Source organism: Mesorhizobium sp. WSM4816, from assembly GCF_055811535.1.
The window spans coordinates 156,072-171,867 of the sequence record NZ_JBVVQR010000001.1 but is presented as its reverse complement, the minus strand read 5'-3'; the positions used below and the strand labels follow the sequence as shown (position 1 = coordinate 171,867).

Sequence of the window (15,796 nt, the reverse complement as noted above, 5' to 3'; positions counted from 1 at the left end):
GTCCTGGTTCGGGCAGTCTGCGTGCCGTCAACGCCCCCGCGCCCGACAGTGGAAGCCCCGGAAGCTTACCGGGGCGGCTTCCAATAGATGCCGAAAGCAGCGAGTTGCTCTTCCGACTGTCTTACTCGTTCTGCAGCATTCACTTCAGACTGCGCAGCCGTAAGCGCCGCCAGAATCTCGACGGCGGCGAACGCCGGCGCCATGCTGCGAAAGAACGACTGCGAATTTGCCGTAACGATGATGGTCTCGCGCGCGATGCGGGCCAGCGGCGACACGCTGCTATCGGTGATTGCCACCACGCCGACACCCTGCCTGGCCGACTGGCGCGCAACCTCGATCGTCGTGCGTTCATAAGGCGACATCCCGACAGCAAGCAGCACATCGCCGCGCCCCGCCCCCTGCAGGGCATCCAGGCCATGTCCGCCGATCTCGCCGACAAGCGTCACCTTGCGGTCGCCGCCGGCCAGAAACGACATGATGTGAACGAAGTGGCTGGCGACCGGATAACCGGAGCGCGAGCCGAGACCAAACAGATCGCGTGACCGTGCAAGGAGGTCGGCGGCGCCGATGAATTGCGAGGCATTGCCGTACTCACCCAGACTTGAAACCTGCGCCGCGAGCGTGTCGGCGACGACCCCTGCAGTCGAATATCCGGGAACGCCACCCTGGTCGGCACCGTGTCGCGCCGGCTCACCGGCGCCTGTCTCACGCAGCGCGCGCGCATAAAGGCTGCGCATATCCTCGTAGCCTTCAAGGCCAAGCCATCGCGCCAACCGCATCATCGTGCTGTGCGAAACGCCGGCCTGGTGCGCCTGCTCGCGCATCGACATCAGTGCGACATCCTTAGGATGATCCAGCACGAAACGCGCCGCCACCCGCAGTTGCGGCGGCATATTCTCGAAGCGTTCGACCAACAGCTCCGCCAAAGGACCTTGTTCCATTCTGCCATACCCCATTTCCCCCGATGGCAGGTTACTCCTCCTATGGTGGCAATGCAACAGTTGGAACCGAACTGGTTCATATATTCCAAGTGGACTTTCAATTTCGATCATGCTGCCTTAAGCTGGTTTTGCAACCTGCCGGCGTCGACGTGATTCCGGAGTTTGAAACTTGAATGATCCCTCAAGGAGACAATTGATGGCTGCTACCCCTCCCATTACGTCCGGCTCTGCCGGGTCACCGGAACAGAACCTGGACAAGATGATCAAGCATCAGGAGCGCATGTTTGGCCTCGAGATCACAAAAGAGATCGCGAAGTCCCAACATGACATGCTGATGAGCACCGCCAAGACGCTCGGCCAGTCGGCTGAAAAGGCCTAAGGCGGGATTCTCGAACCATGCGCCGCCGCAAGCATCCGGCGGCGCACGTCCACGGCACGAACGTTTCGATGCCGTTGTCAGGCTGCGTCTGAATTGTCATCAGCGGGAGATGAAGTGGCATGACCGCTCATTCTAACGGCAAAGATTGGGCTAACGGCAAGGATTGGGCTAACGGCAAAGATTGGGCTATCGGCCGCACCCCGGCATCGCGACATTCCGTTGCGCTCAGCGTAACGCACGGATTTCACGCGGGCGCCCAACTCAGCCTGGTCGAGCCTCTGTATACGGTCGGCTCCAGCACGGAGTCCGAAATAGTCCTTAGGGACGCCGGCATCGCGCCGGTCCACGCAAGGTTGCGGCGCAAGGGCAGCCAGATTGAAATCGAAGCCGTCGGCGGCGATGTCACGCTCGCCACCGGCGAGATCATCCGTGAAGGCCAGGGCCGCCGCTGCAAGCTGCCGCTGTCGATAAGCCTCGGCGATGCCCATATCCGGCTGGTCAATCCGGAACGCCCGCCGAATCGCTGGTCTGTCTCCAATCGCCCCCTGCTGGTTGCAGGCAGCGTTCTCTTTGCTGTCTTCGCCGTTTCCGTCGCCGCCAATGGGTTCTCCTTCGCCGAGCCGGACATTGGCAAAAAGCCATCCGCTCAGGTCGATAAACCGATCACAGTGGCCTTCGCTGGCGAGGCCGGGCAGAGTGTCCTGGACGATTCATCGCCGATACCCAGCGCCGCCGACGCGGAACGCCAGCTCAAGCTGCGCCTCGAGCAATCCGGCATCAGCACATTGACCGTTCAGCAATCACCTGGACGGCTCGTGGTCTCGGGCATGATCGCCAATGACAAGAATGCTGCCTGGACCGAAACGCAATCCTGGTTCGACCAGGCGTTCGGCGTGCACATCACCCTCGCCTCCAATGTCATGGTCGGCAACGCCGAGCAGGCTCCGCGCCTGAGGCTGCAGGCGATCTGGTATGGCGAGCGGCCCTATGTCATCGCCACCGACGGCGCACGCTATCATGAAGGCGCATTCACCAATGACGGCTGGACCATCAAGCGCATTGGCGAGACGGAACTTCTCCTGACGAAGGGCGGCGCCACGGTCGCGCTGAAATATCCGTGAACCGCCGGCTTGAAGGGCCGCGATTCGATACGGCAAGGATGGACACAACCGGCCGCGAGGTGCGGCAGGCGCAAGGCGTGCGCGGTCAGGCAATCAACCGTCGGCGGATGAATGGCGTCGACAAGGCCGCAAGCCGGGCCCCGGGGACGACATCGGCCGCTGGCATGGAAAAGCCAGGAACCGCGGAATTCCAGTCCTCTCGGGGTACGGCGGGCGAATCGCTCGACGAGGCGCTCATCAACTTCGTCATGCCGAATATTCCCGAGCCTGCAATCCTGCGTCGCTCGGTACCCATTCTCCAGCATTTTGTAACGCATCTGGTTGCCGGCCTTGAGGGAGGCGAGCCACTCAAGACACTTGCCAGAACGCTGATGGAGGATGAAATCGAGCGTCATCGCGATCTGCTTGGCCGGATACAGGAAGGAATCGAAACCTGACTGATCCGGATGACACAGTGCATCTGCTGCATGTCCTGGGCTATCTCTATGGGTGTCACGGGCAGGCAAAGCGGGGCGCGGCATATCTGCTTATCGCGGCGCAGCTGTCGCCGGGAAATGCCGGCGTTCTGCGCACGCTGGCGCATCTGCTCATACTCGATGGCGAAGCGGACAAGGCGCTTGCCACAATTGCAAGGCTGGAGACGCTGGAGGGAATGGACCACCCGACGCTGGCCTTGCTGAAGAGCCGCGCGTTGCTTGTGGCCGGCCGCAAGGCCGAGGCGCACAATGCCTTGCGGAGCTTCCTGTCGCATCGAGCCGCCGAATGACGGTATCGGAGCGCCTTCTGCACTTCCTTGCCAAGCTGTCCCGCCGCAGCGATCTGGTCATTGCCATCCTGATGCTCGTTGCAGTGGTGATGATGCTCATTCCATTGCCGACCTTCCTCGTCGACATTCTCATCACCGCCAATATCGCCGTCAGCGTGCTTATCCTGCTGGCTTCGTTTTACGTTTCTCATCCGCTCCAGTTCTCGTCGCTGCCATCGGTCATCCTCATCGCCACCTTGTTCCGGCTGGCGATCACGATCACGACCACGCGACTGATCCTGCTCCAGGCCGACGCAGGCGAGATCGTTTCCGCCTTCGGTAGCTTCGTCGTCGGCGGCAGTATTGCCGTGGGCCTGGTGATCTTCCTGATCATTACCGTTGCGCAGTTCATCGTGGTTGCGCGGGGTGCCGAACGCGTTGCCGAAGTTGCCGCGCGCTTCACGCTCGATGCCCTGCCCGGCAAGCAGATGAGCATCGATGCGGAGTTGCGCAACGGAGACATCGATCAGGCGGAGGCACGCCGGCTGCGCCAGCAGCTTGAGCGTGAGAGCCAGCTGTTCGGCGCGATGGATGGCGCCATGAAATTCGTCAAAGGCGACGTCATCGCCGGCATTGTCATCATTCTGGTCAACCTGATCGGAGGTTTCGCGATCGGAACGCTGCAGCACGATATGTCGCTGGGCGACGCCGCCGTGACCTACTCACTGCTCACGGTGGGTGACGGGCTGATCGCGCAGATACCGGCACTGCTTGTCGCTGTGGCCGCCGGCACGATGGTGACGCGCGTCGGCAGCTCGGACGGCACGAGCGACCTTGGCAAGCAAATTACCAGCCAGCTGCTGCGCGACCCCCGTGCGCTCGCACTCGCCGCGGTGATCATGGTCGGCCTTGCCGTGGTGCCGGGCTTTCCGCCCCTTGTGTTCCTGATCCTTGGTGCCTGCTTCGGCGCGGGCGCCTACGCCATCAACCGCCGCACCGCGCGGGAAGCCGAATTTAGGGATATCGGCCAGACCGCGGTGGCCGAACAAGCTGGAAAACCGGCGTCGCTTCCATCAACGCCCGTCGCAGCACTGCCTTCTTCATCCCGCATCGTCGTGCGCTTCGGAACCGAACTCGGACGCTCGGTCCCGGAACCCGAATTCGCCACGCTCGCTGATGGCGTGCGCCGCGAGCTTTTCGGCGATCTCGGTGTCGACGTTCCGGCTATCGGCCTGCAGGTCGACGAGAAGCTTTCAGCGAGAAGCATGCGCATCGATCTGGAGGGCGCACCCATCCTGGATGCCGAAATCCCCGCCGGCCGCGTTCTTGTCGAAGCGGACCCAACGCATCTCGATCTGCTCGATGTGACTTACGAAAAGGGTTCTCCGATTGCCGGTCACCGCAAATTCATGTGGGTCGACGATCGCCACCTTTCGGCGTTGAAGGAAGCCGGCTTCGTCTTCTCCACGCCGGCGCAAACAGCGGCCAAATGGACTGGAAATGCACTTCGGCTCTATGCCGGCCATTTCGTCGGGATCCAGGAAACGCGCAGGCTGCTATCGGACATGGAGCCGGACTATGCGGATCTGGTCAGACAGGCGCAGGAGATCGTGCCGCTGCAGAAAATCGCCGAGGTGCTTCGGCGACTTGTCGGCGAAAACGTGCCGATCCGCAACCTGCGCCTGATCCTCGAAGCGCTGATCGAATGGGGTCAACGCGAACAGGACGCCGTTCTGCTTACGGAATATATCCGCACGTCCTTGAAACGCCAGATCAGCTTCCGCTTCGCTGGCCGCAATAACATCATCGCAGCCTATGTTCTGCAGCGCTCGGCCGAGGATATCCTGCGAAACGCGGTGCAAAGCACATCGACCGGCACGTTCCTGAACCTTTCGGATGACGATGCACAGGCATTGATCGCCGAAATCGAACGAGCCTTGTCGCAGAACGCCACCGATGTCTCACCGGTCGTCCTCGCGGCGATGGATGTACGCCGTCATATGCGGAGCCTGCTCACGCACAATTCCATCGAACTTCCGGTCCTGTCCTTCGGGGAACTCGCACAGGAATTCAACGTCCAGCCATTGGCCACGATATCCGGCCGCTCGGGCATGGCACGCAACGTCAGGTCGCTGCCATCGGCTGAGGCGAAAGCCGGACAAGAGGCAGCCTCATGATGCCAGCCGGGCGGATTGGGACAATTGGGGGAACACCATGCTCAAGAGGGGAACGGTATGACAATTCACGATACCGCAGCAGGCGTTCGATCCGCCACTTTCGTCGGGCGGATGCGCTGGCTCGCTATCGCGACGGTTGGCGTCTTGCTGGCGTTCTTGTTCACATATGCCGACGCGACGGCACAGGATGTGTCGCCATTGCCGAGCCGGCCAACGGTCGACCTGCCGGTCGGGCAAGGACGCCTGCTGCGTTTCAATGAACCCGTCGAATCCGTCCTGATCGCCGACACCACGATCGCCGACCTTCAGGTCGTGTCGCCGGGGATGGTCTATGTCTTCGGCCTGAAGCCCGGCCTGACCAACCTCATTGCAATCACGGCCGACGAGCGGGTCGAGGCAACGGCCCAGTTCCGCGTCACCCCCGATCTCGCGCCTGCGAACGAAGCGAAAGCCGCGATGCAGCCGAACTCGGCGACAAATCTCTCGATTTTCGGGACCCGCATTGTCGCGACCGGCGAGGCAGGAGGCGTCGAGGAGGCAACGGATGTCGACAATATCGCCCGCACGTTCTCGCCGCCGGAACAGCCGCCGCTGAACAACATGACCGTGCAGGGGTCGCAGCAGGTCAACATCCGGGTCCGTTTCGCCGAAGTCTCGCGCACTGAGCTGCAGTCGTACGGCGTCGACTGGTCTGTCGGGTACAGGAGCGGCGGTTTTGAATTCAACATGTTCCAGGACAATGGCGTGCCCTCCGGCACCGGCAATCTTCGTTTGAGCATGGACCAGGCACAGGGCATCAACTTCGACATTCTCATCGAAGCGCTGCAACGCAACGGCGTCGTCAAGATACTGGCCGAACCGAACCTGACAGCGATGACCGGTCAGACCGCGAGCTTTCTTGCCGGCGGCGAAATCCCGGTTCCGATTCCGCAAGGAACGGACGTCGTTACCGTTCAATACAAGTCGTTCGGCGTTTCCCTCGGGTTCACCCCTACGCTGATCGGCCGCGATCGCATTGCGCTCCATGTTCAGCCGGAAGTCAGTTCCTTGTCGGAAGCAGGCTCAGTCAGCGCCAATGGCTTTGCCATGCCGAGTTTCGTCGTGCGCAGGGCTGACACCACGGTCGAAGTGGCGAGCGGCCAGACCTTTGCGATCGCCGGTCTTTTCCAGCAACGGACCTCGCGTAATCTGGAAAAGTTTCCGGTTCTCGGCGATGTGCCAGTGCTTGGCCCGCTTTTTCAGTCACAGCGCTTCCAGCGCGAAGAGACGGAATTGGTGATCCTGATCACGCCCTATCTGGTCGAGCCGGTGCGCGACAGCCTCGCCACGCCGCTCGACCGTCCGGCAGCCAAGCGCCACAGGAAGCGCGCCAATGACGCATCGGCGATGGGTCTGATCATCAAGTAGCGGGGAACCGGACATGACATTTCGCATCGCTTTGTGCTCTGTTGTTCCAGTGCTGCTTGTGGTCGGCTGCGCCAACATCCGGCAACAGCCGCAGGACTATTCTCCCGGCTACAGCTATGTGTCGACCGACACCGGCGGTTCCGAGAAGGGCGTCGGCGGCTCCGTGCTTGCTCCCAATGCTTGTCTGAACGAACCGGCCGATGACGACCGTTCTGCGGCTGCGACCGATCTGACGATCGTCCGCGGCGTCGGCTCCCACCTGCCGCCCGGCTGCGCCAACGCCTACAATCTTCAACGCATGGCCGAAAGCCAGCGGGACCTCGTCGAGGGCCGGCGCATGGGGGCGGCGGCGGCGGCGCCGACGGCAAATGCCGCGCGGCGCTACCTCAATGGCGAAGAGGCGCCGGTCGGTGGAGCCAACAGCGGGCCGCCGACGCCGCAAACAACGCTGCCAGTCGAGTGAGCCGATGCGGCCTTGCAAAAGCGCGTCGCGTTTGCGCGACATGCATTAGTTTGTCCGGTTGTTTGCGCGTCGGGCTCGACCCTTTCCGGACCGATGCGCTAGAGCGGTTCATCGTTTCACGGAAACGCCGAACCGCTCTATCTCCTTGTTTTTGCGCATTTCCCCAGGGAAAGCGCTATGCGCTTTTCCCGGGAAAACCGTTTCACACTTTTCCTGGAATTGCGCTAGCCGAGGATAGAGCCGAGCGCTTTCGCCCTTGCCTGTGTGCTGCCCTTCGACCGGATGGTTCTGGCACGCGCAAGCAAGGTATTCACCTCCTTGGTCGCCAGGCCGATCGGCGGCGAGGCCCTGACCTGGTCGGCCTGGCCAAGAAGTCCGTAGACCACGACGACGTTGCGCTTGTGATGCAACTGCGCATTGGGTGCGGCGGAGATCTTCTGGACCAGCGGGAGTGCTGTGGCGGAGTTGCCTTCGAGCGCCGCGGCCAACGCCATGTTGCTCTCGACGTCGAGATCCCCCGGCGCAAGTTTCAACGCCTGAGCAAAAGTGGTCTGCGCCTCCGCGGTCTGGCCGGCGAATGTCTGCGCCACGCCCAGCCTGATATAGGCGCTGCTGGTATTGACCAGCGGCGCGGCCTGCGCGAGCGCGCGCATGCCGGCATCGATATCGCCCGTTTCCATCATCGCCGAGCCAAGCCCGAGCATTGCCCCTCCGTCATTGGGCGCTTTTGCCAGCGCGGCCTGATAGGCTCTAGCCGCCTCGGCGGGATAGCCCGCTCGCATATAGGCCTCGCCCGCCTTGACGAAGGCGCTCGGCTTGGCATCCGGCATCGCTGCCGCGCGCTGGTAGAGCGCGATTGCGGTGCCACTGTCTCCCTGCGCATGGATATCGTCCGCAAGCTTGATCAGACGCTCCGATTGCGACGACGGGCCCTGTGCCTTTGCCTGCTCGGTGTCGGTTTTGGTCGTCTGACAACCGGTCACCGCCAGCATGGCGACGACGGGCAAGAACACGACGTGCAGCCGCATATCCACCTCTCCGTATTCAAGCCCGCCGCACCTTACACACGGCCCTGGCCGACTGGAACCACAACAGTGCGATAAGATTGCAACATGGCCGAAGAAGCTGAGGAAAAGAAACTACCGGCGTCCGACAAGAAGCTTCGCGACGCTCGCCGCAAAGGCCAGGTTTCGCAGAGCCGCGACCTCGCCTCCGGCTTCACGCTTTTCGCAGCGCTAGGCTATCTTTATTTCGCCTGGCCGATGCTGTTCGGGCACCTTTCGGAACTCGTGCAGACCGTGACCACCCCCGGCGATTCGTTCGTTGAAGTCAGCCTGCAGGCTATCCGCCATTCGTTGTCATTGCTGATGCTTGCCACCTTGCCGCTGGTCGGAATCGTTGTCGTTCTCGCCGTGGTCTTCGGCATGCTGGGAACGTTCGGGCCGGTCTTTTCGTTTGAGCCGCTCAAGCCGCAATTCGATCACATAAACCCGGCGAAGGGTCTTCAGAAGATCCTGTCGCTGCGCAACGTCGTCGAGTTCACCAAAGGCCTGGCCAAGGTGGTGTTGCTGGCCGGCCTGTTCGCATTCCTTTTGATCGCGTGGCTGCAGCCGCTCTTCGATGCACCGGGATGCGCTCCGTCATGCCTGGAGCCAATTATCAAAGCGGTGCTGACACCGCTTGGAATTGCCGCCGCCTTGGCGTTTGTCGTCATCGGCGTGATCGATGTTCCTATTCAGCGCTGGCTGTTCCTGCGCGACATGCGCATGACGACAACCGAATACAAGCGCGAAAACAAGGACCTCGAAGGCGATCCGTTGATTCGACATGAACAGCAGCGACAGCGGCGTGAGGCCGTGATGCAACCGGCGAAGCTGGGCGTGAAAAACGCGGTCATCGTTTTCGTGTCCGGTGACCGCTCAGTGGCATTGCGTTACGTCAGGGGTGAAACGCCGGTGCCGACGGTCGTCGGCAAGGGCCAGGGCCGAGCGGCTGACGAGATGACGGCTCAAGCACGCCAGGCAGGTATTCCGGTGATCGAGGATGCGGCCGTCGCCGGCCCACTCTTCGAAAATACGAACACCGGAGCTTACATCGGCCAGGAGATGTTCCCACCGGTCGTACGCCATCTTGTCCGGCTCGGGCTCACTTGAGCCATGCGCGAACCGACCTTGCCGCAATGCCTGAGCAGCACGGCAAGGTCAGCAGCGACAGCCGACTACTTGGCTGAACCCAACAGGACGTCGAGATCGACCGCGTCTGCCATTGCCTTGTATCCCGCGTCGTTGGGATGGAGGTTATCGCCGCAGTCGTAGTCGTCGCGCAGATACCCCGGCTTGGCCGGGTCTTCCATCACCTTGTCGAAGTCGACCACGCCATCGAAGCCGCCGCCGGTGCGGATCCATTCGTTCACCGCGACGCGAATCTTTTCTTTCTCGGGCGTGTAGTAACCCTCGGTGGGAAGTCCTTTGAAGGTTTCGGCGAAGGGGGTCAACGTCGCGCCGACAATGCGTATGCCATGGGCGTGCGCGCGATCGATGAGCTGTTTGTATCCGGTGATGATGTCTTGCGCCGTCGGTTCCTTGTCGTCCGGCGTGATTGCATTTTCGCCGGGCTAGCCGATATCGTTGATGCCCATCATAAGGACGACGGTCGAGACTTTGGGATGGCTCAGTATATCAGAATCGAAACGTCCCAAGGCATTGACACCCATACCGTCGGTCAACACGCGATTGCCCGAAAAGGCTTCGTTGACCACCGCGACCTTGCGGTTGGCCTCCTGCAATCGCTTGGCGATATGGTCCGGCCAGCGATTATTGGCGTCAGGGGTCGAGCAATTCCCATCCGTGATGGAATCCCCGAAAAACACGATCGCCTCGGATTCCGGCACGGCGTCAACCCGTATGTCGCTCACAAACAGGCGCGATTTGAGTGTGCTGTCAGCCTTGAACGCAGCCTCGTTTGTGAAATTGCCCGGGCCGGAGATGTAGGCGGTTTGCACGCCATCCCAATGCACCGACGACAACGCCGTCTTCTTCGGCAGGAAAATGCTGACCGAGATTTCGGAAAGCGCTTCTGCCGAGAGAGCAATGGGGTCGCTGAGGATCGGAGCTCCCGGCGGAACGACCACAGAACTATTGCCGCCCCAGGTCAGAGGCTTCAAGGTCGCCTGATCGACGTTGCCGCCCTTGCCTGCGAAAGCATTCGACAGCACGACCCGCACGCTATTGCCGCCAACGCTGATGCGGGCGACCTGGCGGACGGTCTGGTTCTCCAATACCTCCGGCACTCCGAAGGGCGCAGGAAGATCATCCGACCAGCGCGGAGCAGGTGTGGCAGCCCAAGTGGTGATCCAGGCTGCCTTTTCGGCGCCTTGTGCCGAAAAACCTGCAATCGCGGAACCGGCTGCCGCAGCTGCACATATCAGGATGATCTGACGTCGACGCCGTTTCCTCCCTGCGGCGGTAGAAAGCTCCGATGAAACCTTATCCGTGAAAACCAAAGGCCTGTTGAGCCGCATTTTTATCTCCTCCTCGAGACATGCTGGTAATGCCGCCGCCGGGCTCATTATGACGGGCTGCCCAGGGAATGAAATTCGACTTCCGTGGCAATTTTGGACCAGCGTCAGGAGCAAATATGCGAGCGTGGAAACTAGTTCCTCTGGACAGTAATTTTGACAGTTTGGGCCGATCGGCAGCGACCGTCGATAATTCGCGTCAGTGGCAATCGCAAACCTCTAAGATTAGCCGAACCACCCCTCCACTTCGTCATCCCAGGGCGAAGCAAGGAGCGAAGCGACGCGGCGCAGACCCTGGGATGACGAAGGTGTGGTGGCTTGTGGCTAATTGCAAACCCTTGAAATTGGCAGGAGGAGATCGGTCGGCGGCAACCATCACAGCCTCCTTTCAGGCTCAGTCAAAGAAACGTCCGCAGCGCCCTCGCCGGATTCACTGGCGGACATCGATCCTGGGGCCCAATGTCTGGGTCATGACCCGCCGCACGACCCTGCCATCCGCGACATCGAGGCAGACGGTATCGACCAGGTATCGATACGCCACGATGTCGCGAGGCTCCAGCGCCTCAAAAGCGCGGTGCAGGAACGGCATGGAATAATGATGGTGTGGATAGAAGTTGTAACCGACCGCAACAGCCGAGTTCGCCAGGTTCGCGGCGCGATTGTGCTGGCCAAGAATAAACGGCGCCGGGCGGGCCGCATCGTAGTCAGGCGGCGTGATCGGCTGTTCGACTGGATAGGCGCACTCCTGGGTAAGCTTCATGATCTCGTAGTTGGACGAGGCAATTTCCGACGACTTTGGCTGCACCTTCCTGATCCCGATCTGGCCCCAGGCTGAGGTCGGAACGTGGCCGGATTCACGACGATATTCCTGATAGCCGAAGTGACGGGCATAGAGCAGATAGGAGGCGTCGCGGAAAAAGCTCGGTGCGACCCGCACCCAGTCACCTTCTTTCGTCAGCGCCTCGAAATGTGCTTGCCGGATTTGCCTTGAATCGTACCAGCCGAGCCGCGCGTTATAAAAGACCGCGTCGCCGAATATGGTGAGAACAATCCCGGTTACGATGGCAGTCGTGGAAAACGAACTTTCCTTCATTCTCGTCAGAGCCGCGACGATCAGACTGTTCAAGATGATCCAGTGCAGAAAAAGGGCGCCGCTCAGAAGGAAGATCCCGATATGCATGATATCGAAGAACGCGGTCAGCCCGATGAGCCACCGCCTGCGCAAAAAAGCGAGAAAGCATAGAAGCTGCGCAGCAAGGATAACGACATTCATCGGAACCTGGACCGCCCTGACCGCTTCATAAGCATGAGCGAGCAGCGATTCGGAAAAGCCCAGCGGGGCCGCGCCCAACCCGTACCCGGCCAGCATGATGGAACTGGTCGGGTTCTCGAGGATCCAGCTCAACGGCCCTCCGTCAAGCGTGACCTTGGCCATCCCGGACATGAAGTAGTTGCCAAAATGGGCGCCGATCCCAGCCAGCAGCAGTATGCCGGCAGCCTGGGCCGCGAACTCCCTGGTTCCGAGTTCGCCAACGCTGGGCAGGTTCCTGGTGAAGAGCTTCAGCCGGCTCAAACTCTGCAGCAGGCCAAGGGCCAACAGGCCACAGGCCAGGAAGAGACCGACCTCAATCAAGGGCGCATAGTCGTTGCGGCCCAGTTCCGCAGCATCGGAAACTGCCCGCGTGACGTTCTTGTGGAAGGCGAAATAGACCATCGGGAAAATGGCGAAGGATGGCCGCAGGATCGAAAAAAGCGCCGCCACAAGCGCGATCAGGCGAGAATAGACGAGTACATTGCCCAACGCGTCGGCGCGAGCTGCGTCGGCAATGCCGAGTTCGTCTCCAAGCCCGAAGCTGAAGAGGCCCAGCGTTATCGACAGTCCGACGACGATGATGCGCGCAGCCCGCGCCTCGGCGGGATAGCGCACGAATGCAAAAAGGCAGCAAAGCAGAGCCAACCCGATGGCGCTGACCGTGGCGAGGGCAGGATCGTGCCACGCCACGCGGGATGCCGCCTTCTCGTACAACAGGATCGGAACGACCCCGCACAGGACCGGGAAAAAAAGAAGGGCTGCAAGGACATAACGCTCAACGGGTGAACGGTCGATGCCGACTGACGGCCAACGCCGGGCGCTGCCCGCTCCGATGCTCATCCCATGCTTCTCCCGTCTTCCGGAATTTTCGCCTCACCTGTTCGGTTTTCGGTGCTCACCTTCCGGGGGACGGGATGAGCCCTCACGCGACCGCACACTGCAGTCGGGATATTGCTGCACTGCAACAGAACGCGTACTACAACCTAAACGCACAGGCAACGACGAAAGTTCAAGATGCCCTGGCGATAAATGTCGGCGTTAAATTGGCAGTTTCTGCTAATTTAGGCACACAACAGCAACGATGGTCTCCCGGCCAGGGTCACAGTGCCCGGTGACGCGCCAGGGTGCAGGTTAAAAAAGTGTTGCATCACCACCTAAAATAGTAGCAAATGCTGCGTTGCAATACTCGAGAGTGCGATGCAACACTAGGTTTGTCTCGCTGACCTGCATGAAGCCGATCGCATCGGCGTCAGGTGCAGGCTCAGTGGCTGAAGAGGCCATGGACAATGGTACTCGACACCCCCGCCAAACAGGTCGCCGACGATGGTATCGTCGTGATCGGCGCTGGGCTCGGTTCAGCCTTTTTCCAGCAGCAGTTCGCCAGACGGAGGAAAGCTCGCGTTCCCGTCCTCGAATGGGGGCGCCACAACGCGCATGATCGGCAACTCGAACGCGGCGCAAACAGCAATACCCGGGACGAGGACAGTTACGCCGGCAACCGCGAGAAGCTTTGCCAGGTGGAGAAAATACCATGACGGTGTTCTACGATAGCAGCCATCCGGACGCTTTCGTCGGCGGAGCCGGCAGCGACGCCGTAAGTTTCGGCGCTTCGTCGCGTGCAGTCATCGCCGATTTGGCTTCCGGCCATGCTTACAAGTTGCTGAAAATACTGCCTCTGGGCGATTCCATTACATATGGAGTGATCGCGAGCTCTTCCGATATCGAAAGCGGCGGATATCGGAAGTTCATGCTGGAACAGTTGGCGGCACTCAATGTGAAGATCGACTTCGTCGGTTCCTCGTCCAACGGACCCGCCGGCATGGGCGATCGGGATCACGAGGGTCACCGCGGCTGGACGCTCAATCAACTGAACGGCATCGACAACGATGTTGTGGCAGCTACGAAACCCGACGCCGTGCTGCTGATCGCCGGAACCAATGACAGCTCGACCGATAGCGTGCCAACGATGCTGCAGGATCTGCGCAGCCTTTTGCTCAGCCTGACCTCCAGCGATCCCGCCTTGACCGTCTTCGTCGGATCCGTGCCTCCCGTTCGCGTCGGCCAACAGTCGCAAGCGCGTGCAGACCGTGTCGATGCGTATAATGATGCAATGCCAGGCCTGATCTCCGAACTGGCCGCTCAAGGGCGTAAGATCGTCTTTGTCGACATGCGTGATCTGACACAAGATGACATCACGGCGCCGCCGCTTGACAGCGGGCTGCATCCGACTGCCGGGGGCTATGCAAAAATCGCCTCACATTGGATCGACGCACTGGAACAGCATCTCGGCCTGCACGGGACCGGCATCGGAAGCGACCGCGATACCTTCACCAGCATTGAAAGTCTTACAGGCTCTGCCTTTGCCGACCAACTCGGCGGAAGCGAGGGAGCCAATGTGCTGGATGGGCTGGCTGGCGATGATTTGCTGGAGGGCCGCGGCGGCTCCGACCAACTCATCGGCGGGGCCGGCGCCGACACGCTTGTCGGCGGCACGGGTAATGACGTCTACTATGTCGACAATGCCGGTGACAAAACCATCGAGGCGACCAATGGCGGCGTCGACGAGACGCATGCGTATACAAACTGGACCCTGGCCGAAAACGTCGAAAACCTCTTCCTGAGGTCGGCTGCCAATCTGGCGGCAAAAGGCAACGGGCTCGCCAACACCATGGTGGGCAACGGCGCAGCGAACACGCTCGAAGGCCTCGGCGGCGCCGATCGGCTGGATGGCCGGGGCGGGTCGGACCGGCTCGTCGGTGGTCTTGGCGCCGATATCCTCATCGGTGGAACGGGAAACGACAGCTTCGTCTTCGCCGCCGGCCATGGTCACGACACCGTCACCGACTTCGATCTTTCCGGCGATGATCTGCTGGAAATTTCAGGATACCAAAACTACAGCGAACTCCGGCAGGTCGGGAGCGACATGCTGGTCGTCTTCTCCGACAGTGACACTGTCCTCCTGAAAAACGTGACCAGCGCCTCCTTGAGCAGTTCGGATTTCGTCTGGAACGATTCACTCGACGAGCCGCCGCCGGGGTCGATCGTCGGCGACGACGGCGACAACACGCTTACCGGCGGCTCCGGTGCGGACGTCATTTATGGAATGGACGGCAGCGACGTCTTGAACGGAAAAGCGGGCGCCGACACGCATGTCGGCGGCGCCGGTAATGACGTCTACCATGTCGACAATGCCGGCGACAAAACCATCGAAGAGACCAATGGCGGCTTCGACGAGACGCATGCCTATACAAACTGGACCCTGGCCGACAACGTCGAAAACCTGTTCCTGAGGTCGGCTGCCAATCTGGCGGCAAAAGGCAACGGGCTCGCCAACACCATGGTGGGCAACGGCGCAGCCAACACGCTCGAAGGTCTTGGCGGCGCCGATCGGCTGGACGGCCGGGGCGGGTCGGACCGGCTCGTCGGTGGTCTTGGCACCGATATCCTCACCGGCGGAACGGGAAACGACGGCTTCGTCTTCGCCGCCGGCCATGGCCACGACACCATAACCGACTTCGACCTTTCCGGCGATGATCTCCTGGAGATTTCAGGATACCAAAACTACAGCGAACTCCGGCAGGTCGGGAGCGACACGCTGGTCGTCTTCTCCGACAGTGACATGCTTTCACTAAACGGTGTCCTCGTTGCAAGCGTCTCGAACAGCGATTTTCTCTTCGTGTAGAGCGGAATCTTCCTGCGCGATGTCAAAGACAGTCGCTGACATGCGGTCTCTT

General features: G+C 60.9%; 13 protein-coding genes and 1 pseudogene. 10 read left to right on the top strand and 4 right to left on the bottom strand.

Annotated features, from left to right (window positions below; genetic code table 11):
- Positions 1–65 precede the first annotated feature (65 nt).
- Positions 66–926 (bottom strand): MurR/RpiR family transcriptional regulator, encoded by an 861-nt coding sequence (locus AC0L3H_RS00760; RefSeq protein WP_473584135.1) that lies wholly within the window; start codon positions 924–926, stop codon positions 66–68.
- A 211-nt stretch (positions 927–1,137) separates the two neighbouring features.
- On the opposite strand from AC0L3H_RS00760, the gene AC0L3H_RS00755 reads away from it, so the two are divergent.
- The 7 genes from AC0L3H_RS00755 (at position 1,138) to AC0L3H_RS00725 (ending at position 7,233) form a co-directional block, all read left to right on the top strand.
- Positions 1,138–1,320, top strand: a complete 183-nt coding sequence (locus AC0L3H_RS00755; RefSeq protein WP_135901656.1) for a hypothetical protein — start codon at positions 1,138–1,140, stop codon at positions 1,318–1,320.
- A gap of 119 nt (positions 1,321–1,439) precedes the next feature.
- Positions 1,440–2,441: a SctD/MshK family protein gene (locus AC0L3H_RS00750; protein WP_473584134.1), complete on the top strand. Its 1,002-nt coding sequence runs from the start codon at positions 1,440–1,442 to the stop codon at positions 2,439–2,441.
- A 59-nt stretch (positions 2,442–2,500) separates the two neighbouring features.
- Positions 2,501–2,878: a hypothetical protein gene (locus tag AC0L3H_RS00745; RefSeq protein ID WP_473584133.1), complete on the top strand. Its 378-nt coding sequence runs from the start codon at positions 2,501–2,503 to the stop codon at positions 2,876–2,878.
- 17 nt (positions 2,879–2,895) lie between these two features.
- On the top strand, positions 2,896–3,207 hold the full coding sequence (locus tag AC0L3H_RS00740; RefSeq protein WP_023799520.1) for a tetratricopeptide repeat protein: 312 nt from the start codon (positions 2,896–2,898) through the stop codon (positions 3,205–3,207).
- Positions 3,204–5,363, top strand: a complete 2,160-nt coding sequence (gene sctV / locus AC0L3H_RS00735; RefSeq protein ID WP_473584132.1) for a type III secretion system export apparatus subunit SctV — start codon at positions 3,204–3,206, stop codon at positions 5,361–5,363. The genes AC0L3H_RS00740 and sctV overlap by 4 nt, the downstream gene beginning before the upstream one ends.
- Positions 5,364–5,420: 57 nt before the next feature.
- Entirely contained in the window at positions 5,421–6,770 is a 1,350-nt protein-coding gene (locus AC0L3H_RS00730) for a type II and III secretion system protein family protein (RefSeq protein ID WP_473584131.1), read from the top strand.
- 13 nt (positions 6,771–6,783) lie between these two features.
- Positions 6,784–7,233, top strand: a complete 450-nt coding sequence (locus AC0L3H_RS00725; RefSeq protein WP_473491421.1) for a hypothetical protein — start codon at positions 6,784–6,786, stop codon at positions 7,231–7,233.
- Positions 7,234–7,457: 224 nt separating this feature from the next.
- Here AC0L3H_RS00725 and AC0L3H_RS00720 read toward each other — a convergent pair whose 3' ends face one another.
- A complete protein-coding gene (locus tag AC0L3H_RS00720) occupies positions 7,458–8,261 on the bottom strand; it encodes a tetratricopeptide repeat protein (RefSeq protein WP_091590139.1) in 804 nt (267 codons plus the stop codon).
- An 84-nt stretch (positions 8,262–8,345) separates the two neighbouring features.
- On the opposite strand from AC0L3H_RS00720, the gene AC0L3H_RS00715 reads away from it, so the two are divergent.
- Entirely contained in the window at positions 8,346–9,386 is a 1,041-nt protein-coding gene (locus AC0L3H_RS00715) for an EscU/YscU/HrcU family type III secretion system export apparatus switch protein (protein ID WP_091590137.1), read from the top strand.
- 65 nt (positions 9,387–9,451) lie between these two features.
- Here the strand turns inward: AC0L3H_RS00715 and AC0L3H_RS00710 are convergent.
- Positions 9,452–10,753, bottom strand: a pseudogene (locus AC0L3H_RS00710) (SGNH/GDSL hydrolase family protein).
- Positions 10,754–11,180: 427 nt separating this feature from the next.
- Positions 11,181–12,902, bottom strand: coding sequence for a hypothetical protein (locus AC0L3H_RS00705; protein ID WP_473584130.1), 1,722 nt, complete (start codon positions 12,900–12,902; stop codon positions 11,181–11,183).
- Between the two features lie 446 nt (positions 12,903–13,348).
- Between AC0L3H_RS00705 and AC0L3H_RS00700 the strand changes: the two genes are divergently transcribed.
- Together AC0L3H_RS00700 and AC0L3H_RS00695 are read left to right on the top strand one after the other, a co-directional pair.
- The gene (locus tag AC0L3H_RS00700) at positions 13,349–13,597 is read left to right on the top strand and encodes a hypothetical protein (protein ID WP_473491417.1); all 249 of its coding nucleotides are present in this window, start codon (positions 13,349–13,351) and stop codon (positions 13,595–13,597) included.
- A complete protein-coding gene (locus AC0L3H_RS00695) occupies positions 13,594–15,744 on the top strand; it encodes a GDSL-type esterase/lipase family protein (RefSeq protein WP_473584129.1) in 2,151 nt (716 codons plus the stop codon). The genes AC0L3H_RS00700 and AC0L3H_RS00695 overlap by 4 nt, the downstream gene beginning before the upstream one ends.
- Positions 15,745–15,796 lie beyond the last annotated feature (52 nt).